The organism is Pseudomonas sp. P4_C1 (assembly GCF_056402155.1).
Window position 1 is genome coordinate 1 of the sequence record NZ_JBFUHY010000040.1, and the last position, 24,099, is coordinate 24,099.

17 protein-coding genes are annotated in these 24,099 nt (G+C 60.4%); 5 read left to right on the forward strand and 12 right to left on the reverse strand.

Going from position 1 to position 24,099, the window contains the following annotated elements; all coding sequences use genetic code 11:
- Together AC1DU9_RS19485 and AC1DU9_RS19490 are read right to left on the reverse strand one after the other, a co-directional pair.
- Positions 1–475: ATP-binding cassette domain-containing protein (locus AC1DU9_RS19485; protein WP_477810650.1), on the reverse strand; the 475-nt coding region annotated here is incomplete at its 3' end.
- Positions 475–1,569, reverse strand: coding sequence for an ABC transporter ATP-binding protein (locus tag AC1DU9_RS19490; RefSeq protein WP_223461534.1), 1,095 nt, complete (start codon positions 1,567–1,569; stop codon positions 475–477). The genes AC1DU9_RS19490 and AC1DU9_RS19485, both read right to left, overlap by 1 nt.
- 377 nt (positions 1,570–1,946) lie before the next feature.
- Here AC1DU9_RS19490 and AC1DU9_RS19495 point away from each other — a divergent pair, with 377 nt between their 5' ends.
- Positions 1,947–3,779: a sigma-54-dependent Fis family transcriptional regulator gene (locus AC1DU9_RS19495; RefSeq protein WP_477810651.1), complete on the forward strand. Its 1,833-nt coding sequence runs from the start codon at positions 1,947–1,949 to the stop codon at positions 3,777–3,779.
- A gap of 218 nt (positions 3,780–3,997) precedes the next feature.
- Here AC1DU9_RS19495 and cysS read toward each other — a convergent pair whose 3' ends face one another.
- Both cysS and AC1DU9_RS19505 read right to left on the reverse strand, forming a co-directional pair.
- Positions 3,998–5,380: a cysteine--tRNA ligase gene (gene cysS, locus AC1DU9_RS19500; RefSeq protein ID WP_223461530.1), complete on the reverse strand. Its 1,383-nt coding sequence runs from the start codon at positions 5,378–5,380 to the stop codon at positions 3,998–4,000.
- Positions 5,381–5,395: 15 nt separating this feature from the next.
- Positions 5,396–7,093, reverse strand: a complete 1,698-nt coding sequence (locus AC1DU9_RS19505) for a glutamine--tRNA ligase/YqeY domain fusion protein (protein ID WP_477810652.1) — start codon at positions 7,091–7,093, stop codon at positions 5,396–5,398.
- Between the two features lie 252 nt (positions 7,094–7,345).
- On the opposite strand from AC1DU9_RS19505, the gene AC1DU9_RS19510 reads away from it, so the two are divergent.
- Together AC1DU9_RS19510 and lpxH are read left to right on the forward strand one after the other, a co-directional pair.
- A complete protein-coding gene (locus AC1DU9_RS19510) occupies positions 7,346–7,849 on the forward strand; it encodes a peptidylprolyl isomerase (protein ID WP_008053603.1) in 504 nt (167 codons plus the stop codon).
- Positions 7,846–8,598: a UDP-2,3-diacylglucosamine diphosphatase gene (lpxH, locus tag AC1DU9_RS19515; RefSeq protein ID WP_223461526.1), complete on the forward strand. Its 753-nt coding sequence runs from the start codon at positions 7,846–7,848 to the stop codon at positions 8,596–8,598. The genes AC1DU9_RS19510 and lpxH overlap by 4 nt, the downstream gene beginning before the upstream one ends.
- A gap of 123 nt (positions 8,599–8,721) precedes the next feature.
- Here lpxH and AC1DU9_RS19520 read toward each other — a convergent pair whose 3' ends face one another.
- The 7 genes from AC1DU9_RS19520 to AC1DU9_RS19550 form a co-directional block, all read right to left on the reverse strand.
- Positions 8,722–10,254 carry a DHA2 family efflux MFS transporter permease subunit gene (locus AC1DU9_RS19520; RefSeq protein ID WP_477810653.1) on the reverse strand — a complete coding sequence of 511 codons (1,533 nt, stop codon included), beginning with the start codon at positions 10,252–10,254 and terminating at the stop codon, positions 8,722–8,724.
- A 202-nt stretch (positions 10,255–10,456) separates the two neighbouring features.
- A complete protein-coding gene (locus tag AC1DU9_RS19525) occupies positions 10,457–11,659 on the reverse strand; it encodes an HlyD/EmrA/EmrK family protein (RefSeq protein ID WP_223461524.1) in 1,203 nt (400 codons plus the stop codon).
- A gap of 15 nt (positions 11,660–11,674) precedes the next feature.
- On the reverse strand, positions 11,675–13,144 hold the full coding sequence (locus AC1DU9_RS19530; protein ID WP_223461522.1) for an efflux transporter outer membrane subunit: 1,470 nt from the start codon (positions 13,142–13,144) through the stop codon (positions 11,675–11,677).
- Positions 13,141–13,614 carry a MarR family winged helix-turn-helix transcriptional regulator gene (locus AC1DU9_RS19535; protein ID WP_477810654.1) on the reverse strand — a complete coding sequence of 158 codons (474 nt, stop codon included), beginning with the start codon at positions 13,612–13,614 and terminating at the stop codon, positions 13,141–13,143. Before AC1DU9_RS19535 ends, AC1DU9_RS19530 begins: the two co-directional genes overlap by 4 nt.
- 251 nt (positions 13,615–13,865) lie before the next feature.
- Positions 13,866–17,537: a translocation/assembly module TamB domain-containing protein gene (locus AC1DU9_RS19540; protein WP_477810655.1), complete on the reverse strand. Its 3,672-nt coding sequence runs from the start codon at positions 17,535–17,537 to the stop codon at positions 13,866–13,868.
- Complete coding sequence (locus AC1DU9_RS19545) at positions 17,534–19,261, reverse strand: autotransporter assembly complex protein TamA (protein WP_223461516.1); 1,728 nt, start codon at positions 19,259–19,261, stop codon at positions 17,534–17,536. Before AC1DU9_RS19545 ends, AC1DU9_RS19540 begins: the two co-directional genes overlap by 4 nt.
- 65 nt (positions 19,262–19,326) lie before the next feature.
- Positions 19,327–19,977: a GNAT family N-acetyltransferase gene (locus AC1DU9_RS19550; protein ID WP_223461514.1), complete on the reverse strand. Its 651-nt coding sequence runs from the start codon at positions 19,975–19,977 to the stop codon at positions 19,327–19,329.
- A 228-nt stretch (positions 19,978–20,205) separates the two neighbouring features.
- Here AC1DU9_RS19550 and xthA point away from each other — a divergent pair, with 228 nt between their 5' ends.
- Positions 20,206–21,018, forward strand: a complete 813-nt coding sequence (xthA, locus tag AC1DU9_RS19555) for an exodeoxyribonuclease III (protein WP_223461512.1) — start codon at positions 20,206–20,208, stop codon at positions 21,016–21,018.
- Positions 21,019–21,231: 213 nt separating this feature from the next.
- Positions 21,232–22,572 (forward strand): phosphate ABC transporter substrate-binding/OmpA family protein, encoded by a 1,341-nt coding sequence (locus AC1DU9_RS19560; RefSeq protein ID WP_223461510.1) that lies wholly within the window; start codon positions 21,232–21,234, stop codon positions 22,570–22,572.
- A 137-nt stretch (positions 22,573–22,709) separates the two neighbouring features.
- Here the strand turns inward: AC1DU9_RS19560 and AC1DU9_RS19565 are convergent, their stop codons facing one another.
- Positions 22,710–23,939 (reverse strand): acyl-CoA dehydrogenase, encoded by a 1,230-nt coding sequence (locus AC1DU9_RS19565; RefSeq protein ID WP_223461507.1) that lies wholly within the window; start codon positions 23,937–23,939, stop codon positions 22,710–22,712.
- Between the last annotated feature and the right edge of the window lie 160 nt (positions 23,940–24,099).

The window sequence follows — 24,099 nt, forward strand, 5'->3', positions numbered from 1 at the left end:
GCGCACCGCGCACCAGCCCGCGGCCCATGGAGACTTTCTGTTTTTCGTCGGCGGTGAGGTTGCGAGCTTTCTTGTACAGCAGTGCCTGGAGGTCGAGGACTTCAGCGATTTCCTGCACTTTGCTGTAAATTTTCGCTTCGACCATGCCCTGATTGCGCAACGGAAAGGCCAGATTATCGAACACCGTCATGGTGTCGTAGACCACCGGGAACTGGAAAACCTGGGCGATGTTGCGCTTCTCGGGAGTCAGATCATTGACCGCTTTGCCGTCGAACAGCACATGCCCTTGAGACGGGCTGAGCAACCCGGAAATGATGTTGAGCAAGGTCGACTTGCCGCACCCCGAAGGCCCGAGCAGCGCATAAGCACCGCCCTGCTCCCAGATGTGATCCATTTCACGGATCGCGTAGTCCTCAGGTCCCACCGGGGTTTTGGAGTAGCTGTGGGCGAGGTTCTGCAAACGGATTTCGGCCATCAGGCAACCCTCGCAATGCGGCGACCAGGCGCCTGAACCAGCCGCCCCTGCATATCGAACACAAACAGTTTATGGGTCGGGATATAGATGCGAATCGGCGCATCGACGTCGTATTCGTGAACACCCGGCAAGTGCAGCACCAGCAGGAAATACTCGTTGCGCACGTGCAGGAAGGTTTCCGAACCGCTGATCTCGGCCACCTCGACGGTCACTGCCAGCTCAAGGTCATCGTCGTTGCTTGGCACCAGCGAAATATGGCTGGGGCGCACGCCAAAACGGAACTCGCCCTCGCCTACCGGCCGCAGATCGACGTTTAACGGAAAGTGCACGAAATTGGCGAAACTGACTTCGTTGCCGGCAATGCGCCCCGGCATCAGATTGATCGGCGGCTCGGAGAACAGCTCGGCCGCCAGCACCGATTGCGGTTGGTGATAAACCTCGGAGGACTTGCCGCTCTGGATCACCCGGCCTTCATGAAGAATGGTCGTGGTACCGCCCAGAGCCAGGGCTTCGTTGGGTTCAGTGGTGGCGTAGATGGCAATCGTGTGGCGCGCCTTGAACAGCTCGCGCATTTCCTGGCGCAGCTCTTCGCGCAACTTGTAGTCGAGGTTGACCAGTGGCTCGTCGAACAGGATCAGCTCGGCGTCCTTGACCAGCGCCCGGGCCATGGCCGTACGCTGTTGTTGGCCGCCGGAGAGTTCGAGGGGATGGCGCTGGAGGAATTTCTCGATGCGCAGCATCTTCGCGGTTTCCAGCACCTTGCTCTGGATCAGCTCGCTGGATACACCGGCCTGACGCAGCGGCGAGGCGATGTTCTCGAAGACGGTCATGGTCGGGTAATTGATGAACTGCTGATACACCATCGACACGTTGCGCAAGCGCACCGGGCGCTGGGTGACATCGACGCCGTTCATCAGGATGCGGCCGCTGTCGGGCTTGTCCAGACCGGCCATCAAGCGCATCAGGCTGGTTTTGCCGGACAAGGTGCGACCCAGCAAAACGTTGAAGGAACCGGGTTCAAAACTCAGGTTGGCATCGTCGATCCAGATCTGGCCCTCGACGGTGCGGCTGACGTGCTCCAGGGTGAGTGACATGGCTCGGCCTTTTTATTATTGGAGTCAAGCGACTGGAGCGATAAAGCGACATCCGTGCCAAAAAATTCAAGTTATTGATTGCGCTTGAAATTTCCGGGGAGGACGGCAGAACAACGTTCGTTGCTGAACACAAATGAACAATCTGAAATGAACAATTGAACAGTTCACCCATTGACAGTGAACAATAGTGAACAACAATCTATGGATTGTTCACGCCCCCCTGTAGGAGCGAGCTTGCTCGCGATGGACGTTAACGGAGATGAGGGCTGCCTGCATAAACGCGGCGCTCTCAAGTACATCGCGAGCAAGCTCGCTCCTACAGGGATCGGCGTTACCCCATAAAAACAATAAGAATGCTGATTCAGAGATCGACTGCCATGGCCGCACCCGCATCGCCGCTGTCCCACGAAGCGATCATCCAGGACTCCTGGTCCCGTTGCCGCGCGTTTGGCCTCAGCCATCAGAGCGCGCCGGCATTCAACCAATTGCCGGCCGCGGGAATTGCGCAATTGCTGGAGAGCCAGCATTCACTGGTGCAAACCACCCACCAGGAAGTGCTGCCCTACTACGAGAACATCCTGAGCAACTCCAATTGCCTGATCATGCTCGCCGACCATCAGGGCCAGGTGCTCACGTCGTGGGGTACACAGCGCTTTATCGAACCCAAACTGGCCCGGGGGTTCAGCGCCGGCGCCAGCTGGATGGAGCGCTGCAGCGGCACCAACGCCATTGGCACCGCCCTGGCCTGTGAACAAGCGGTACACATCGAGCACGACGAACATTTCCTCAAGGCCAACCGCTTCATGACCGGTTCCGCCGCGCCGATTTTCGATGCCGAGCGCAAGGTGATCGCGGTGCTGGACGTGTCCAGCGACAGCTACCTGCCACCCTCCCACACCCTGGGCATGGTCAAGATGATGAGCCAGACCGTGGAAAACCGGCTGATCCTCAACCTGTTCCATGGCCAGCATTTCCAGTTGACGTTCAATACCGGCCTGAACAACCTCGACAGCCAGTGGGCGGGGTTGCTGATCTTCGATGAAAGCGGCCAGGTGCTGTCGGCGAACCGCAGGGCCGACAATCTGCTGGGCATCAGCCTGTCGCGGGTCAGTGTCGAAAGCCTGTTCAAGGTCTCGCTGCTGGAGTTGCTGAACCAGCCCGAAGGCCTGCCCTTCGCCTTGCAAACCTCTGGGCGCAACCGCTTCCAGTGCCTGTTGAAGCGGCCGAAACAGGCATCAATTCAACCCCGAGTATTCGCCGAGCCGGTTGTAGCTGCTCCCGCGGCCATCAGCCTCAACACCCTGCACTTCGGCGACAGCCGCGTGGAAAAGGCCGTGCGTCAGGCCGAGCGCTTGCTGGAAAAAGATATTCCCTTGCTGATCCACGGCGAAACCGGGGTCGGCAAGGAAGTGTTCGTCAAAGCACTGCACCAGGCCAGCTCGCGCAGCAAACAAGCGTTCATTGCCGTCAACTGTGCGGCGATTCCCGCCGAATTGGTGGAGTCCGAGTTGTTCGGTTATGAGAAAGGCGCGTTCACTGGGGCCAACCAGAAAGGCAGCATCGGGCTGATCCGCAAGGCTGACAAAGGCACGCTGTTTCTCGACGAAATCGGTGACATGCCGCTGCCTACCCAAGCGCGGTTGCTGCGGGTATTGCAGGAGCGTTGCGTGCAACCGGTGGGCAGCAGTGAGTTGTTCCCGGTGGACATCCGCATCATTTCCGCAACCAATCATGTGCTGCGCGAGCAGGTTCAGTTGGGGCGGTTTCGTGAGGATCTGTATTACCGGATCGGCGGCTTGACCCTGGAGTTGCCGCCGCTCAGGGAACGCAGTGATAAAGAAGCTCTGTTCAAGCGCCTGTGGGAACAGCACCGCGAACCGAGCCAGTGGGCGGGCCTAAGCCGCGAAGTATTAGAGCTGTTCGACCGCCACCCATGGCCGGGCAATTTGCGCCAGGTCAGCAGCGTGATGCAGGTGGCGTTGGCGATGGCCGAAGAACAACCAGTACGACCGGAACATTTGCCGGATGATTTTTTTGTCGATCTGGAAATGGAGCCGGTGGAGGCGCCAGAGCCGTTGGCCGTGGACCTGAATGATGCCGAGGATTTGAACCGGCAGTTGCAGGCGGTTGGGGGGAACATTTCGTATCTCGCCCGCAGACTGGGCGTTAGCCGCAATACCCTTTACAAGCGGTTGCGGCAGACTGAATGACAGGTTGGCCGCACTGGCGGTGTTTGGCTTGAGACCATCGCGAGCAAGCTCGCTCCCACAGGGGATCTGCGTCGCACACCACATTCAGACATTACGAAAATCCAATGTAGGAGCGAGCCTGCTCGCGAAGGCGTCAGCCCTGTCAACACAAGCCTGGAGTCCAACCCCATAAACAAAAACCCGCACTAGGCGGGTTTTGTCTGTAACAAGCAAAACTATCAGTCCGCCAGACGCCAGGTCGTGCCGCCCTTGCCGTCTTCCAGCACCACGCCCATGGCGGTGAGTTGGTCGCGGATGCGGTCGGATTCAGCCCAGTCCTTGCCGGCACGTGCCGCCAGGCGCGCAGCGATCAGCGCCTCGACTTCAGCGGCATCCACGCGCCCTTCGGCACCGGCCTGCAGGAAGTCATCGGCCTCGAGCTGCAACACACCCAGCACGCTGGCCAGTTCTTTCAAACGGGCTGCCAGACCGGCCGCTGCGTTCAGATCACTCTCGCGCAGGCGGTTGATCTCGCGGACCATCTCGAACAGCACCGCGCAGGCTTCCGGCGTGCCGAAGTCGTCGTTCATCACCTGGGTGAAACGCTCGACGAAGGCTTCGCCACCGGCAGGCGCGACAGTCGGCAGGCCTTTCAACGCGTGGTAGAAACGCTCCAGGGCGCCCTTGGCGTCCTTGAGGTTGTCTTCCGAGTAGTTGATGGCGCTGCGGTAGTGGCTCGACACCAGCAGGTAACGCACGACTTCCGGGTGGTACTTGTCGAGCACGTCGCGAATGGTGAAGAAGTTGTTCAGGGACTTGGACATCTTCTCGCCATTGATGCGAATCATGCCGCAATGCATCCACGCATTGGCGTAGGTCTTGCCGGTGGCCGCTTCGCTCTGGGCGATTTCGTTTTCGTGGTGCGGGAACTCGAGGTCGCTGCCGCCGCCATGAATGTCGAAAGTCTCACCGAGGCAGCAGGTCGACATCACCGAGCATTCGATGTGCCAGCCCGGACGCCCGGCGCCCCACGGTGATTCCCAGCTCGGCTCGCCCGGCTTGGCGGCTTTCCACAGCACGAAATCCAGCGGGTCCTGCTTGGACTCGTCGACTTCGATGCGTGCGCCGATGCGCAGGTCTTCGATCTTCTTGCGCGACAGCTTGCCGTAGCCCATGAACTTGGCGACGCGGTAGTACACGTCGCCATTGCCTGGCGCGTAGGCGTAACCCTTGTCGATCAGGGTCTGGATCATGCTCAGCATGCCAGGGATGTGATCCGTGGCACGTGGCTCCATATCCGGTTTGAGTATGTTGAGGCGCGCCTCGTCCTCGTGCATCGCGGTGATCATGCGCTCGGTCAACGCGTCGTACGGCTCGCCGTTCTCGCGGGCACGATTGATGATCTTGTCTTCGATGTCGGTGATGTTGCGCACGTAGGTCAGGTTGTAACCGCTGAACCGCAACCAGCGGGTCACGAGGTCGAACGCGACCATGCTGCGGCCATGGCCAATGTGGCAGTAGTCGTACACGGTCATCCCGCAGACATACATGCGCACATTGTTGCCATCCAGCGGTTTGAAAACTTCTTTGCTCTTGGTGAGCGTGTTGTAGATCGTAAGCACTTTATGTTCCTTGAATCACTGGCCCCACGAATCACGCAGGGTCACGGTACGGTTGAATACCGGCTGACCTGGTTTCGAGTCCTTGAGATCGGCGACGAAGTAACCTTCACGCTCGAACTGGAAACGGTCTTCCGGCTGTGCATTGCCCAGCGAAGGCTCGGCACGACAACCGGTGAGTACCTGCAGCGAATCAGGGTTGATGTTGTCCAGGAAACTGGCGCTGTCTTCGGCCTTCTCAGGGTTGGCCGAGCGGAACAAACGATCGTACAGACGCACTTCGCACTCGACGCTGGCAGCAGCCGGCACCCAGTGGACCACGCCTTTGACCTTGCGACCTTCCGGGTTCTTGCCCAGGGTGTCCGGATCGTACGAGCAACGCAGTTCGACGATGTTGCCATCTGCGTCTTTGATCGCTTCGTCGGCGCGGATCACGTAGCTGCCACGCAGACGCACTTCACCGGCCGGTTCCAGGCGCTTGTAGCCCTTCGGCGGCTCTTCCATGAAGTCGTCACGGTCGATATAGATCTCACGGGCGAATGGCAGAACGCGCATGCCCATGTCTTCTTTCGGATGGCACGGCAGTTCGAGGTTCTCGACCTGGCCTTCCGGGTAGTTGGTGATCACGACTTTCAGCGGACGCAACACGCACATGGCACGCGGGGCGCTATGGTCGAGGTCGTCGCGGATGCTGAATTCGAGCATGCCGAAGTCGACCACGCCGTCGGAACGGTTGGTGCCGATCATTTCGCAGAAGTTGCGGATCGATTTCGGCGTGTAGCCACGGCGGCGGAAGCCCGACAGCGTGGACATGCGCGGGTCGTCCCAGCCATTGACGTGTTTTTCATCGACCAGCTGCTTGAGCTTGCGCTTGCTGGTGATGGTGTAGTTCAGGTTCAGGCGGCTGAACTCGTACTGGCGCGGGTGCGCCGGTACTGGCAGGTTATCGAGGAACCAGTCGTACAGCGGACGATGGCTTTCGAACTCCAGGGTGCAGATCGAGTGGGTGATGCCTTCGATGGCGTCCGACTGACCGTGGGTGAAGTCATAGTTCGGGTAGATGCACCACTTGTCGCCGGTCTGGTGGTGGTGCGCGTGACGGATGCGATACATGATCGGGTCGCGCAGGTTCATGTTCGGCGAGGCCATATCGATCTTGGCCCGCAGCACGCGTGCGCCGTCCTTGAACTCGCCGGCCTTCATGCGGGCGAACAGGTCGAGGTTTTCTTCAACCGAGCGGTCGCGGAACGGACTGTTCTTGCCCGGCTCGGTCAGGCTGCCACGGTATTCCTTGGCTTGCTCAGGGGTCAGGTCGTCAACATAGGCCTTGCCGGTCTTGATCAACTCCACCGCCCAGTCATGCAACTGGTCGAAATATTGCGAGGCGTAGCGCACTTCACCGGACCACTCGAAGCCCAGCCATTTGACGTCGCTTTCGATCGCGTCGATGTATTCCTGGTCTTCCTTGGCCGGGTTGGTGTCGTCGAAACGCAGGTGCGTGACGCCGCCGAACTCCTGGGCCAGGCCGAAGTTCACACAGATCGACTTGGCGTGACCGATGTGCAGGTAGCCGTTGGGTTCAGGCGGGAAACGGGTGACGATTTGCGTGTGCTTGCCCGAGTCCAGGTCTGCCTGGATGATCGGCCGCAGGAAGTTGACCGGCACGGCAGGGCCGGTCTTGGCATTCGAGGTAGGGTCGACAGTGGGCTTGCTCATAGGATCCTTGAACGTACAAGTGCGTGGCCGTAATGAAGGCCGGACAAAACAAAGCCGCTATCATAGCCGATGCTGTCAAGTGCCTGACAGAGCGCACTCTGTAAACCGTCGCATTTAATAGGCCGTAAATGAAAAAACAGCCTCGAAATTCGCGTCTGGCACGCTAAACTGCGCACCTTGGCCAAAACAGGCTGAACCGGTGGCGGGACATGATGTTCCAACACCACGAATTCCTTATAAAGAGTAACGATCATGACCCAAGTCAAACTGACTACCAACTTCGGCGACATCGTCCTCGAACTGAACGCCGATAAAGCCCCGATCACCGTGGCCAACTTCGTCGAATACGTCAAAGCCGGTCACTACGAAAACACCGTTTTCCACCGCGTCATCGGTAACTTCATGATCCAGGGCGGCGGTTTCGAGCCAGGCATGAAAGAAAAGAAAGACAAGCGTCCAAGCATCCAGAACGAAGCGGACAACGGCCTTTCCAACGACAAGTACACCGTCGCCATGGCCCGCACCATGGAACCGCATTCGGCTTCCGCCCAGTTCTTCATCAACGTGGCGGACAACAGCTTCCTGAACCACAGCGGCAAGAACGTTCAAGGCTGGGGCTACGCGGTATTCGGTAAAGTGACCGCAGGCACCGACGTTGTCGACAAGATCAAAGGCGTGGCCACCACCTCCAAGTCCGGCCACCAGGACGTACCGGCAGACGACGTGATCATCGAGAAAGCCGAGATCATTGAGTGATATTGCTGATTTCAGACTTGCATCTGGAAGAGGAGCGCCCGGACATCACCCGGGCGTTTCTGGATTTGCTCGCCGGACGCGCCCGCTCGGCGAGTGCGTTGTACATTCTGGGCGACTTTTTCGAGGTATGGATTGGCGACGACGCCATGACACCCTTCCAGCGTTCCATCTGCCAGGCCCTGCGCGACCTCAGCGACAGCGGCACGGCCATTTTTCTGATGCACGGCAATCGCGACTTCCTGCTCGGCAAGGCGTTCTGCAAACAGGCAGGCTGCACCTTGTTGAAAGATCCGAGTGTCGTGCAACTCAACGGCGAGCCGGTGCTGCTGATGCACGGCGACAGCCTCTGCACCCGCGACGAAGCCTATATGAAGCTGCGTCGCTACCTGCGCAACCCGGTCACCCTGTTTATCCTGCGGCACCTGCCGCTGCGCACCCGGCACAAGCTGGCGCGCAAGCTGCGCAGTGAAAGCCGTGCACAAACACGGATGAAGGCCAACGACATCGTCGATGTCACGCCCGAAGAGATTCCACGGATCATGCAGGTGTACGGCGTGAAGACCTTGATCCACGGGCATACCCATCGTCCCGCGATTCACAAATTGCAGCTAGGTGAGCAAGCGGCCCGGCGCATTGTGCTGGGGGATTGGGATCGCCAAGGGTGGGCGTTACAGGTGGATGAGCAAGGGTTTGCCCTGGCGCCCTTTGATTTCACTCCGCCACCACAACTGGCTGCACCCGCGAACTAACTACCAAACACAAACCCCTGTAGGAGCGAGCCTGCTCGCGATAGCGGATTAACATTCAATATCTCTGTTGACTGATCCACCACTATCGCGAGCAGGCTCGCTCCTACAGGGGTTGTGCGGTGTTTAGTGTCCCGCTGAAGCCGCAGGCCCCGCCTTGGCAGTAAACGGCGGCCTGGCCAGCCACACAATCAATATCAGCCCCATGAACATCCAGCCCAGCAAGGTGAAGTAGTCCACCGTGGACATGATGTACGCCTGGCTGATCACCGTTTGCTCCAGTTGCGTATAGGCCCTGGCCCCTGCCCCGCCCAGATGGGTCAGCGCTTCGCGGGTCGCCGGATCGAACGGGGTGATGCTTTCGGTCAGGTAGGCGTGATGCTGATCGGCACGACGAATCCAGATCCAGGTGGTCAGCGACGCCGCAAAACTACCGCCCAGGGTCCGCAAGAACGTCGCCAACCCCGAACCGTCGGCAATCTGGCTCGGCGGCAGGTCCGAGAGCAGGATGGTCAAGGTCGGCATGAAGAACAGCGCCACACCAATCCCCATGAATAGCTGCACCATGGCGATGTGCTGGAAGTCCACTTCATTGGTGAAACCTGCGCGCATGAAACAGCTCAGGCCGATGGCCAGGAACGCCCCGCCCGCCAGCACGCGCATGTCGAATCGCGGCGCGTACTTGCCGACAAACGGCGACAGCAGCACCGGCAGGATCCCCAGCGGTGCCACGGCAAAACCGGCCCAGGTCGCGGTGTAGCCCAAGCGCGTCTGCAGCCACTGCGGCAGGATCAGGTTGATTCCGAAGAACCCGGCATAGCCCAGAATCAGCACAATGGTGCCGTAACGGAAGTTGCGATGGGCGAACAGGCGCAGGTTGACCACCGGGTGTTCGTCGGTCATTTCCCAGATCACGAAGAACGCCAGGGCCACCACCGAGATCACCGAACCGATCACGATGAAGCTGGATTCGAACCAGTCGGCATCGTTGCCCTTGTCGAGCACGATCTGCAAAGCCCCGACGCCGATAATCAGCGCGATCAAGCCGACGTAATCCATCGGTTGGCGGCTGGTGACCACCGGGCGCTTTTTCATCTGTTGGGTCACCACCCATGCCGCGAACAGTCCGATCGGCACGTTGATGAAGAAAATCCACGGCCAGCTGTAGCTGTCGGTGATCCAGCCGCCAAGGATCGGCCCGGCAATCGGCGCGACCACCGTGACCATCGCCAGCAGCGCCAGGGCCATCCCTCGTTTCGCTGGGGGATACACCGCGATCAACAGGGTTTGGGTCATCGGGTACAACGGCCCCGCGACCACCCCTTGCAGTACCCGGAAGCCCACCAGCTCCGGCATCGAGGTGGAAATCCCGCAGAGGAAGGAAGCCAGCACGAACAGCAGTGTCGCCCAGACAAACAGTTTCACCTCGCCAAAACGGCGACTGAGCCAACCGGTCAGCGGCAGGGCGATGGCGTTACTCACCGCGAATGAAGTGATGACCCAGGTGCCCTGCTCCGAACTCACGCCCAGGTTGCCGGATATCGTCGGCAACGCCACGTTGGCGATGGTGGTGTCGAGCACTTGCATAAAGGTCGCCAGCGACAGGCCGATGGTGCTGAGCAGCAGGCTGGGTGGCGTGAAAGACGCGTTATTGCTCATCGCGAATCCTTTGGAGCTGATTTTTTTGGAGCAGAATTGGTACTGCGCCTGTTACAGACGCAGCTAACCCTGTGGGAGCGAGCCGGCTCCGGGCGGCGTTCCGACGATTGCGTCGGTTCAGTCGACATTGATGTTGAATGTCAGTCCGCTATCGCGAGCAAGCTCGCTCCCACAGAGGTCAGTGTGATGACGGATTGGCATATCAGCGTTGCGCGGTCTTGCTGACCGCGGCGCTGTTGTCGTGGATCAATTGGGTGATCATCGCGTCGGCCTCGGCCAGTTGACGGTCGTAGACGTTGGTGCTGAACGAAGCCTTCTGCGGCGGTTGTTGCGCCAGCACCGGCCCGCTCTGATCGCGCAGGTTCACATCGACCATGGTCGACAAACCGACCCGCAGCGGATGTTTGGCCAGCTCCTCGGCATTGACGTGGACTCGCACCGGCACGCGCTGCACGATCTTGATCCAGTTGCCGGTGGCGTTCTGCGCCGGCAGCAAGGCAAATGCGCTGCCGGTCCCGGCGCCGAGGCTGTCGATGGTGCCGCTGTACTTCACGTCGCTGCCGTAGAGGTCGGTTTCGATCTCCACCGGCTGACCGATACGCATGTCACGCAGCTGGGTTTCCTTGAAGTTGGCGTCGATCCACAGCTGATCCAGCGGAATCACCGCCATCAGCGCGGTACCCGGTTGTACACGCTGACCAAGCTGTACAGAGCGTTTGGCCACATAACCGGTGACCGGTGCAATCAGGACGCTGCGCGAGTTGTTCAGGTAGGCCTGACGCAATTGCGCGGCGGCGGCCATCACGTCCGGGTGCGACGAAACCACGGTGTCATCGACCAGCGCGCTGGTGGTCTTGAGCCTTTGTTCGGCGTTGGCCAGGGCGTTTTGCGCCGAGGTCAGGTCGTCGCGGGCGTGGGACAGCTCTTCCTGGGAAATCGCCCCGCCAGCGGCGAGATTCTTGCGTCGGCTGAAGTTGTCCTGGGCCTTTTGCACTTCGGCTTTCTGGGCGTTGACCTGGGCTTTCATGCCATCCACATCGCTGTACAAGCCGCGCACCTGACGCACGGTGCGCGCCAGATTGGCCTGGGCGTTTTGCAACCCGATTTCGGCGTCGTTCGGGTCGAAGTTCACCAGCACCTGGCCTTCATGGACCAGATCGCCGTCATCGGCGCCGATGCTGACCACGGTGCCGGTGACCAGCGGCGTGATTTCCACCACGTTGCCGTTCACATAGGCGTCGTCGGTGCTTTCGCTCCAGCGCCCGTAGAATTCGTGGTAGGCCCAGACGCCCGCGCCGCTCAGCACGACGAAGGCCGCCAGGATCAACAGCATGAATTTGCGCTTGCCCGAATTGGGGTTGCCCTGGGTGTTTTCAGGAGGTTGAGTTGTATCGGCAGTGGCCATGACAAGTACCTTGAATTAGTGGGTCAGCGTGGCTGGCGTGGCGTTGGCCGAGGCGATGGCCTCAGGCTGGAATCCGCCGCCCAGCGCCTGCATCAACTGGATCGACAGGTCAATCTGCTCGGCATTCAGGTTGGCCAGCTGACGCTGGGCCTGGAGCAATTGCTGCTCGATGCTGAGCACGTCCAGGTAGTTGCCGATGCCGGAACCGTAACGCTGGACCACGGTGTTGTAGGAATCCTGGGCGATGTCGGTGGCGTGCTGTTGGGCAGCGATCTGCCGGCCGATATCACGCAGCTGGTTGATGCTGTCACTGACATCCCCCAGCGCCTTCACCAGGCTTTTGTTGTACTGCGCCACGGCGAGGTCGTAATCGGCGTCGCGCGAATCGAGGTCGGCGCGCAGGCGGCCACCGTCGAAAATCGGCACAGAGATCGTCGGTGCAATGTTGAAGAAGCGGCTGGCCGAACCAAACATCGCATCGCCCAACAGGGATTCGGCACCGGCAGCGGCGCTGAGGTTCAAGTTGGGATAGAACCGGGTCTTGCCGGCATCGATGTTTTTGCTCGCCGCCTCGACCCGCCAGCGCGCGGCCACCAGGTCCGGGCGACGCCCGAGCAACTCGGCCGGCAGCACTGAAGGTAGCGCTACCGCACTCGGCTGAAGAATGTTCGGACGGGCAATTTCATTGCCTCGGTCCGGACCTTTGCCGAGCAGCACCGCAAGCGCGATTTTCGTGCTGTTCAGGCGTTTTTCGGCATCGATCAGATTGGCCTGGGATGTGGCTTCGAGGCTTTCGGTCTGCTGGAACTGATACTGGCTGTCGATCCCGGCAGTCAGGCGCCGCTGGCTCAGCTCGAGCATTTGTCGGGTGCGCTTGAGGTCTTCGCTGGACAGGTCATAGACGATGTGCGCCTGCCCCAGATCGCTGTAGGCCCGGGCGACATCGGCGGCCAGCGTCAGTTGCGCGGCCTGCTGGTCGACTTCGGCGGCACGAGCCTGGCCCAGAGCGGCTTCCCAGGCATCGCGCTGGCCACCCCACAGGTCGAAGTTGTAATTGAAACCGGTGCTTATGTTGCGAATGGTGGCGTATGCATCACCCTGCCCGCGCGGGTCCTGGTCTCGGGCCAGGCGAGAGCGGCTGACACCGGCGCTGGCATCCAGGGTCGGCATCCGCTCGGCGTCGGCTGCGGAAGCGGCAGCGCTGGCCTGATGGGCACGGGCGTCGGCGATCTGCATGTCCGGACTGTCGCGCAGGGCCTCGCGGATCAGACCGTCGAGTTGCGGGTCGCCGAGGCTTTTCCACCAGTCGCTTTTCGGCCAGGCGGCTGGCGACAGGGTCACGCCGCCAAGGGATTGCCCGGCCTTGAGGCTCTTCGCATCGAGGTTGACGCCTTCGGTTTTCAGGCCGCTGTAACTGGCGCAACCGGCCAGGCTCATGGCCAACAGCACCAGGCTCAGGCCGGTACGCAAGGGGTTACTGCTCATTTGTCACCTACCCGCAGCAGGGTGATCGAGTCACCGGCTGCCACCAGAATTTTCTTCAGGATCAGCTCCAGGGTTTTCAATTCTTCTGGAGTGATTGCACCGGCCAGTTCATTCATGGCTTCGGCGCCGATGTGCGGCAGGCGGTCGGCCAGCTTCTGCCCTTCTTCGGTCAGTACCAACTGCACCTGGCGGCGATCCGCCTCGGAGCGTTGGCGGGCAAGGAAACCTTTCTGTTCCAGGCGATCGAGCATGCGCGTCATCGAGCCGCTGTCGAGGGACAGGTGACGGCACAACTCGCCCGGCGAATCGACGCCGAACTGGGCCATGATGATCAACACCTTGAACTGCGCGGCGGTAATGCCGTGGGGTTCCATGTGGGTGTCGATGATCCGGTCCTTGAGCAGCGCGGCGCGCCCGAGCAACAGGCCGAGATGGCAATTCTGGAAATCTTCCGGAGAGAAATGTTTCATCTGACCACCAATTAGCTGCCTAGGCAGTGAATGTATGTCGAGATGTTACTGCCTAGGCAGCGAATGTCAATGCAATAGTTAGCAAGCTTTGTAAATAGTTGACAAACGGTGTCGGAATTTGTTGCGGCCACTCTGACGCCATCGTCGGAACGCCGCCCGGAGCAAGCTCGCTCCCACAAGGATCGCACTGGACCTTGTGGGAGCGAGCTTGCTCGCGATGGGGGCGACTCGGTTTTAAAGAAAACGCAGGCCTAGAAATCCCGCTTGTAGAAGATATCCAGCGAACTGGCCACGCCGCCAGCAGCTTCGAGATAGACCTTCTTGCTCAGCTTGTAGCGCAAGGCAATGGTGTTGGCCGGTTCGAACACACCGACGCCATAGCGCAGGCTGAGCTTCTCGGAAAGGTTGCCGCTGGCCACCACACTGGTGGTGGTACCGCTGCCCTGAGTGTCAAGCTGGAAGTCCTGGATGCCCAGGTTCTTGGCCAGACCACTGGTCACTCCGGAACTGCCCATCAAGCCCAGACCGAGGGCTGCCTGGGCGAGCATGTTGTTGTCTTCACCATTGCTGCTCAGCGGACGCCCGAGCACCAGATAAGACAGGGCCTCCTCCTGGCTCATGGCCGGTTCGGAAAAGATCTGTGTGGTCGGCTGCTCGGCGCTGCCACTCAGGCGAATGCCGGCGATGATATCGTCGGTCTTGCGAATGGCCTCGATGTCCAGATACGGCTGATCGATGGGCCCGGCGAACAGCAAGCGTGCCCGGCGCACCGAAAGCCGCTGGCCATAGGCGCGGTATCGGCCATCGTTTAGCCACAGCTCGCCACGGGTGTCCATGTTGTCACCGATGTGCACATGCCCCTGCACATTCGCGGTCAAGCCAAACCCGGCGAAGCTCAGCTTGTCCTCGCCGACCAGCACTTCGATGTCCATCTTCATCGCCAGCGGCGGTTTGCCCTCCTCGGTTTGCTGACCGACGATCACCGTGTCATCGGAGACCTTGACCGTTGACGGCGGCAACTCGCGAATGGTGATTTCGCCCTTGGGCACCAGCACTTTGCCGGCGATGGCCAACTCGTCGCCCTTCATCGAGATTTTCAGGTCCGGAGCGACTTCCAGCTTGGCGTATGGCTCGACGGTGACCGGCAATTGCGAGCCCTTGAGCACCAGGTCCACCACCAGTGCCTGACCCCAGGCTATGTTGCCGTTCAGGCTGCCCTGCCCGGCCTTGCCGCTGCTCCAGCCGCCTTTCAGTTCTACGCTTTCACCGGCGATGAGAGCTTGAACGTGCAGGTTTTTCAGCTCCATCGGCAATTCAGGCCCGGAGATCTGACCGTCGCTGAGTTGCAGACTGCCGTTGACTTGCGGCGCCAGCAGCCCGCCGGAAATCGTGCCGCTGCCGTTCAAGCGCCCGGTCAGTTTCTCGACCATCGGCACGAACGGTCGCGCCACCGACAGGTCCAGCCCGCTCAAGCGGAACGAGCCGCTCAACGGTTTGTTCTTCGGCAACGGATTGAGCTGCGCCTGCACCATCAACTCACCGAGTTTGCCACCGACGAAATTGAGCTCGGTGTCGATGCGTTTGGGCGTGAGTTTGCTGGTGAGTTTCAGGGTCTGGTACGGGAAGTCCAGCCACTGCTCCTTTTCCTTGATGCGCAACGTGCCGCCGCCGGCATCGACGCTGATCTGGCCGTTCGGGCCGCTGGCCGGCAGGTCCAGTTGCAGGTCGGCGTTGAGACGACCCTGCCAGGCGAAATCCTTCGGCAACCATTGCGCGAGGCTGTCGATCGGGAACTGCTTGAGGTGATAACGCAGCTTCGGCTCGGGCATCAGGCGCGAGTCTTCACCGCACAGACTGGCCTGGCCGGATGCCCAGCAATGGGCGCCAAAACTGATTTTGCCGTCCGCCAGGCGTTCGAGTTTCGCCGGCCCTTGCAGCTTCCAGTCCTGGCCACCGGCCTGGATGTCACCGCTGGCCAGGCGTCCGCGCCAATTGCCCTTGTCCAGCGCACCGTCCAGACCCAGCGCCAGTTTCAGCTTCGGCCCTTGCAGATCGAGGTTCAGCTTCTGGTTCTTGATATCGCCCTGGCCGCTGGCGGTCAGCGTTCCCAGCGAGGTGTCACCGGCCCGGATGCCGCTGCCCTTGAGGTCGATTTTCGCCCTTTGCGCACTGTCCAGGGTGGCGTCCAGGTTCAGGCTTTGCAGGCGATTGTCCTGGAAAGCCAGTTGCGAGCCTTGCAGGTCAAGCTTGCCCTGGGGCGCCTTGAGCGTGCCGGCGACATCCACGCGGCCATTGAGTTGGCCGCGCAGTTGCGGCCAGAGCTGGGCCAGGCGCGGCAACTTGAGATCGATCTGGCCGGCGAGTTTCTGTTGCAGGCTGCCTTTGCCACTGATGCTGTTATCGCCGAGACGAACTTGCAGGGCATTGAGGTTCCATTGCTCGCCACGGCCATCGGCCTTGGCCTGGATCACCGCCGGTTGACCGCGCAGTTTGCCCTTGAGGTCCAGGTCGGCATTGAGGCTGAGCACTTCGTTTTTCATCTCGCCCTGGCTGCGCAACGGCCCGGCCAGCGTGCCCGGCAGCTCCGCGACCCAGTACGCGGGATTGATCGCCGACAGGTCCAGCGCGGTGTCCCAGGCAATGCCGTCGGCGAATTGCAGGTTGAGGTGACCTTCGGCCTTACCCTGCCCAGCCTGGAGTTGAATCTGCTGCAGGTAGATTTTCGTCAGGTCGCCCGCGAACGGGCTGGCCAGGGTGAAAGCGCCGGCCGGACCGTCCGCCGCGGCGGCGAAATGCCCAAGGTACTTACCGTCGGTGTAGGAGACTTCGCCGGTGAACGTGCGAAGCGCTACTTGCGGTTCGTCGATGAGCGGATAGAGCCTGTGCCATGGGAAGTCCAGCCAGTCGATCTTCGCCTCGGCGCTCAGGCCCTTGCTCCAATCCAGCTGTCCAGTGAGTTTGAGGCTTTGCTTGTCGTTGGCGGTCAGGTCCAGCGCGGCGATCTGCGCGCCCTTGGCGTCGACCTTGCCTTGCAGCACCAGGGCGACTGGCCCTTGCTCGGCGGGCAGCGTGGCTTTGCCGAGCAGCGCGTAGCCGTTCTTCAGGTCGCCAGCGCCGGTGAGCTCCAGCTGATTGAGTTGCAGGGTGTCCGGCAGATCGGTACTCGGCTTGAAGCCATCGGCGGTGATCCGCACCTTGGCCGGCAGGTTTTCCACCAGCGGTTGCAGTTCGCCGCTCAGTTGCCCGTTGAGGTAACCGCTGCTGTCGGCTTTCAAGTTCAGGGTTTTGAGCAGATCGCCGTCGACTTTCAGCGCCAGCGCCAAGGGTTCAGGCGTCGACAACAGGGTCAGTTTGCCTTCGGCACTGAGGGGCCAGTTGCCGGAGGGTTGCAGCAGGCCGGACAGGTTCAGGCTCAGGTCATCGCGCTGCAACGCCGCCGAATCGATCCTCAAACCGGCCGTCGTCCAGTGCGCCGCCAGTTGCAAGCCCTTGAGCTCTTCGCTGCCGTTGAACAACAGGCTGCCGACCTTGATCTCCCCCAGTYCGATGGCCAAGGGTAACTTGAGCTGCGGAAGTGTGATCGGGCCGCTGTCTGACTCTTCGGCACCCGGCGGGAACGTCAGGCTGACCTGATCGGCCTGCAATTGCTCGATGCACAAGGTCATGCGAGTCAGGCACAACGGCGACCAGGCAAAAATCACCTTGCTCAGCTCAACCCGGTTGTTGGCCTGTTGCCACAACACCCGGTCGGCACTCCACTGCCCGCCCAGACGGCCCTGGAAGTTGTCCAGGGTCAAGCCCGGCACGAAGCCCAATGCCCAGCGGCTGCCCGTCGCCGTGCCCAGCACCGTGACCAGCGTCAGGACAACCAGCATCAACAATGCCGCTATCGCCAGCAGCGTTACTTTCAAACCACGCTTCACAGCTCAGGCCCCATGGAAAAGTGCAGTCGAAAGCCGCCATCGTCGTCCAGCGCGCGGGCCAGGTCGAGGCGGATAGGCCCCACCGGCGATACCCAGCGCACGCCGATACCGACCCCGGTCTTGAGATTCGGCAGTTCGAGTGTATTGAAGGAGTTGCCCTGATCGACAAAGGTCGCGACCCGCCATTTTTCGGCGATGGAATACTGATATTCCGCGCTGGCGGCCACCATGTAGCGACCACCGATACGGGCACCGTCGGAGTTTTCCGGGGACAGGCTCTGATAGTCGTAACCGCGCACGCTCTGATCGCCACCGGCGAAGAAGCGCAGCGATGGCGGCACCGATTTGAAGCCGTTGGTGGCACTGCCGCCGACCTGCACCCGCCCGAGAAAACGATGGTTGTCGAACACCGTGGTCAAGCCTTTGACCAGCGCCGTGCCGTAGAGCAGGTTGCTGTCGGAACCCAAACCTTCCTTGGCCACTCTGGATTCGAATTGCAGCCGATAGCCGTTATGCGGGTCGATGCGGTTGTCGCTTTTCAGGTACGAATAATTCACGCCGGGCATCAGCAGGTTACTGAGTCCGGAGTCATCGCCAAGTTGGTAATCCTCGCGCTGCCACTTCAGCGACACCACCCGTTGCCAGCCGCTGGGCAACTTGCTGTGCCATTCGGGGCCGAGGGTCAGCAACTTGCTGTGGGTGTCGGTGCCGGCGATGTCCTCATTCTGATAACCGCCGGCAAAACGCAGTTTGTCGGTCAGTGGCGGGTCCAGTGGAATGTCGTAGAACAGCCCGACGTTTTGCCGCGGCGCCGAGACTTCGGTCTCCCAGCCATAACTGTGCCCTTGGGCGTTGACCCAGTGTCGGGTCCAGTTGGCCTTGGCCCGTGGGCCGACGTCGGTGGAGAAACCCAGGCCCAGGCCCATGGTCCGCGGCTTGCGGGTTTCGAGCTTGACGTCCACCGGGATCGCATCGTCCTTGGACGCCTTGGGTGCCGCGTCCACGCGCACACCTTCGAAGTACCCGCTCGATTGCAGATTCTGATTGAGTTCGGCGATCAGTTCCGAGTCATACGGCTCGCCGGCCTTGAATGGCACCATGCGTTGCAGCAGCTCGTCATCGAACGGCGTATCACCCTCGAAACTGACCTTGCCCAAGGTATAGCGCGGGCCACTTTCATAGATCAGTTCGATATCGGCGACGCCGGCTCGCGGGTCGACCGACAATTTTGAACGGGTGAAACGGCCGCTGAAAAAGCCATAGCGCGAAGCCTGATTCTGGATCAGGCGCTTGGCGTCCTCGTAATGCCCATGATTGAGCACCGCCCCTGGTTTGAGCGCGTCGCTCTTGGGTACACGAAAGGTTTTGAGGGAGGCCGCCGGTCCGTCGACGCGTATCGTCACATTGCGCAGATGCACCGGCTCGCCAGGATCGATGGTCAACACCAGGCGTGGTGTCTTGCCACCTTTCACCTCGCTGTCGATGTGCGGCTGGTAATAACCCAAGGCCTGGGAGGCCTTGCGCGCCTGCTCTTCGGCGCCACGACCGAAGCGCTGCAAGGCTTCTTCGTCACGATCGCCGAGGCTGCCGATATAGCCCTCTATATTGGCCTTCAGTTCATCGTTGGACGGTTTGATCCGCACATCCAATTCACTTTGCGCCAGCGCCGTGCAGCTGGATAACAGCATGAGCACGCCACTGGTAATTCTTCCTGGAAACTTCATAGGCGCGGATGCTATCACGAGCTTGAGAGCGTGATAGAGCCTGACATGCCCGGAAAGTTCGCCGTTCAAGCAGTTGCTGTTTGTAACACCTGGGGATTGGGGTGAAAAAACACGTGTTCGCGGATCGGTCCTACGGCGACCTCACCAATTTCCTCGTAGCCTTGACGCTTGTAGAACTCCAGATAACGCGGATTCCCGGTGTCGAGGATCACGCCCTGTGAGTTTTCATCCACCGCGCACCAGTTGTGCACGGCCTGCAACAACTGCTCGCCGAAATGTTTGCCCTGGAATTGTGGATGCACCCCCAGCAATGGCAGGACGTGCACCGAGTCGTTCGGCACACAGGCCTCCACGGCAGCATGATATTCGAGGTAGCGACGGGTGCAGCGAAATCCCGTACTGAGCACCATGCGCAGGCGCCAGGCCCAACTTTCGGTGACGCCAAGCCGACGTTGCGGCGGTGCGATCAGAGCGATGCCGATCAGGCGGTCGTTGACCAGCAGGCCGATGGCGGGCAGGTCCTGGAGAAAATGCTGGCTCACCAGTTCGCGCACGGTGGCACGAACCCGCTGTTCGTAACCGGGGCGTTCGGCTTCGAACAAATAGCCGAAAGTCGGCTCGTGTCGATAAGCCTGGTACAGGAGCGAACGCGCTTCGCGGGCGTAGCCGCTGTCAAGCATGTGAATATCGGCGATGGCGGTCGAGGTTTCGGGCATGACGGTTGATCTCCCCGGTACAGCTCGGGTGGCTGCACTCTTGTTGTTACGAGCGGATCGGCGCTGACACAGTTCCTTACAGATCCGAAATCAGTGTAGGCAATGAAATCGACAAAGAGGCCGGGATGGTCAACACAGGTCCGACAGAACACAGTAAATCCCCTCACCCCACACTGGCCCGATTCCCACATGTCAGCTAGCATCGCCCTTTTGCCAGGACTGCCGACCATGAAGATCGTCTCCTTCAACATCAACGGGCTGCGCGCCCGTCCCCATCAGCTGGCGGCGCTGATCGAAAAGCACCAGCCCGATGTGATCGGCTTGCAGGAAACCAAGGTCCACGACGACCAGTTTCCCCTCGATGAAGTCAGAGCACTGGGCTACCACGTGTACTTCCACGGACAAAAGGGGCATTACGGCGTCGCCCTGCTCTCGCGACAGGAGCCGCTGGCCCTGCACAAGGGTTTCGCCACCGACGAAGAAGACGCCCAACGACGCTTCATCTGGGGCACCTTCGCCGACGCCAATGGTGTGCCGGTGACCATCATGAACGGTTATTTCCCACAGGGCGAAAACCGCGACCACCCGACCAAATTCCCGGCCAAGGAACGCTTCTACAGCGATTTGCAGCAACTGCTGGAAAGCCAGTTCGAGAACGACCAGCCACTGGTGGTGATGGGCGATGTGAACATCTCCCCGGAAGACTGCGATATCGGCATCGGCCCGGACAACATGAAGCGCTGGCTGAAAACCGGCAAATGCAGCTTCCTGCCGGAAGAGCGCGAGTGGATGGCCCGCTTGAAGAACTGGGGCCTGGTCGACAGTTTCCGTCACCTGAACCCGGACGTGACCGACACCTTCAGCTGGTTTGACTACCGCAGCCGTGGCTTCGAAGACGAACCCAAGCGTGGCCTGCGCATCGACCTGATCCTCGCCTCCCAGGGCTTGCTGCCACGGGTGAAGGCCGCAGGGGTGGACTACGAACTGCGCGGTATGGAAAAACCTTCGGACCATGCGCCGATCTGGCTTGAGTTGAGCTGATTTCTCCTGATCACATCAATACCCTGTGGGAGCGAGCTTGCTCCGGGCGGCGTTCCGACGATAGCGGTCTTTTATTCAACATCGATATTGAATGTTAAGGCCCCATCGCGAGCAAGCTCGCTCCCACATTGGTCCATCGCACAACCTGTCATTTTTCGGAAACCTTACTGACTTATTCTCCCGGCACCTCCTTTGGCTATGTAAGGTGCCGGCATGATGCTGCGCGTGTTGTTCCTGTTGATGCTGTGCATGGGCTTGCCGCAGGCGGCCCCGGCCGGCGACTTGCCGATACCCGAACACGGCACAGTGCTGCGCATCCAGGGTTCCAACACCATCGGCGCGGCATTGGGACCGGCACTGGTCGAGGGCCTGCTGAGCGAACAGGGCCTGCGCAGGATTCACCGCGAAACCCCGGACACCGCCAATGAACTGCGCATCGTCGGCGAAACCGTTCAAGGCCGGCGGGTCATGGTGGAGGTGGCGGCCCATGGTTCCAGCACAGGCTTCACTGCGCTCAAAGCAGCCAGCGCCGACCTGGCCGCCTCGTCGCGCCCGATCAAGGACAGCGAACTGGGCAGCCTGCAATCCCTCGGTGACCTGAAAAGCCCGAGCGCCGAACAGGTCATTGCCATCGATGGCCTGGCGATCATCCTGCATCCGGGCAATCCGCTGAACCAACTCGACACCGTGCAACTGGCGCGCATTTTCAATGGCGAGGTAAAAAACTGGGAAGACATCGGCGGCCGCGGCGGACCCATTCATCTGTATGCGCGGGATGATCAGTCCGGGACTTACGACACCTTCAAGGAACTGCTCCTCAGTAGCCGTGGGAAAGCTCTGAGCAGCACGGCGAAACGCTTCGAGTCCAGCGAGCAACTGTCCGATGCGGTCAGCGCCGACCCGCAAGGCATCGGATTTATCGGATTGCCCTATGTGCGCCAGGCCAAAACCGTGGCCATTGTCGACGGGCAATCGCAAGCCATGTTGCCGCTCAACAGCCTGATTGCCACGGAAGACTATCCGCTGTCCCGTCGATTGTTCTTCTACCTGCCACCCAATGGCAAAAATCCCTGGGCTAAAGCACTGGTGACCTTTGCCCAAAGTACTGACGGCCAGGCCATTGTGGCCGCCAACGGTTTTATTGCCCAAACCGTCCAGGCCATGGCCGTTACCCCCAATGCATTGATGCCCGAGGGTTATCAGGCACTGAGTCGACATGCTCAACGGCTGTCGGTGAATTTCCGTTTCGAGGAAGGCAGTGCCAGCCTGGACAACAAGGCGCGGCAAGACCTGTGGCGGGTGCTCGACTATATAAAGCAGCACGACAAGACCGATGGACAGGTCACGCTGGTGGGATTTGGTGACGCCAAAAGCGACCCGGCGCGTGCCGACCTGTTGTCGAAACTGCGGGCCATGGCGGTACGGCGGGAGTTGGTGAAGAGCGGCGTGGTGTTTCGCGAGATTCGCGGATTCGGTGCCGAAATGCCGGTGGCGGCCAATAGCGCTGATGAGGGAAGGATCAAGAATCGGCGGGTTGAGGTTTGGGTATATTGAGCTTGAGGTTGAGGTTGAGGTTGAGGTTGAGGTTGAGAGGGTGAATTTACTGACGCCATCGCGAGCAGGCTCACTCCTACAGGGATCGCAGTGAACCTGTGGGAGTGAGCCTGCTCGCGATGAACGATAACGCGGTCTTACTGCCCGCTACGCATCATCTCCTTCGGCACATATTTGCCAATCTCGAATTTACCGATCGCCGCTCGGTGCACTTCGTCCGGGCCGTCGGCCAGGCGCAGGGTGCGCTGCATGGCGTACATGTAGGCCAGCGGGAAATCGTTGGAAACCCCTGCTCCACCATGAATCTGGATCGCCCGGTCGATCACTCGCAACGCAACGTTTGGAGCGACGACCTTGATCTGCGCGATCTCGCTTTTCGCCACTTTGTTGCCGACTGTGTCCATCATGTACGCCGCTTTCAACGTCAGCAGGCGAGCCATGTCGATTTCCATCCGCGAGTCGGCGATCTTGTCGACGTTACCGCCCAGCCGCGCCAGGGGTTTGCCGAATGCGGTGCGGCTCACCGAGCGCTTGCACATCAGTTCCAGTGCACGCTCGGCCATGCCGATCGAACGCATGCAGTGGTGAATCCGGCCCGGACCAAGGCGACCTTGAGCGATTTCGAAGCCGCGACCTTCCCCCAGCAGGACGTTTTCGTACGGCACCCGGACGTTTTCGAACAGCACTTCGGCGTGACCGTGAGGCGCATCGTCGTAGCCGAACACCGGCAGTGGACGCAGGATTTTTACCCCGGGGGTGTCCACCGGTACCAGAATCATCGAGTGCTGCGCGTGGCGTGGCCCGTCAGGATTGCTCAGCCCCATGAAAATCAGGATTTTGCAGCGCGGGTCGCAAGCACCCGAGGTCCACCATTTCTTGCCGTTGATCACCCACTCGTCGCCATCGCGCACCGCACGGGCAGCCATGTTGGTGGCGTCGGAGGACGCAACGTCCGGTTCGGTCATGGCGAAGGCCGAGCGGATCTCGCCGCGCAACAAGGGTTCGAGCCAGCGTTGTTTCTGCTCTTCGTTGGCGTAACGCACCAGCACTTCCATGTTGCCGGTGTCCGGTGCCGAGCAGTTGAACGGCTCTGGCCCCAGCAGCGAGCGCCCCATGATTTCCGCCAGCGGCGCGTATTCGAGGTTGGTCAGGCCGGCACCGAGCTCGGACTCAGGCAGAAACAAATTCCACAGGCCTTCGGCCTTGGCCTTGAGTTTGAGTTCTTCCATGATCGCGGTCGGCTGCCAGCGATCGCCTTCGGCGACCTGGCGTTCGAACACGGCTTCGGCGGGATAAACGTAGGTGTCCATGAACGCAGTCACGCGCTCGCGCAGTTCCTGAACCTTGGGCGAATAAGCGAAATCCATGAGCGAGATACCTTCTTGGGGGAGGTTGTTTAGATCATGCAATCGATGCTAGAACAGCCATGAACATTTACCTAGCCTATTCTCGGCGTGTATAAACATTCATCACCGATATATGATCGGCTGATCGTCAAGGTCAGCCCGCACACACAATAAGAGAGCC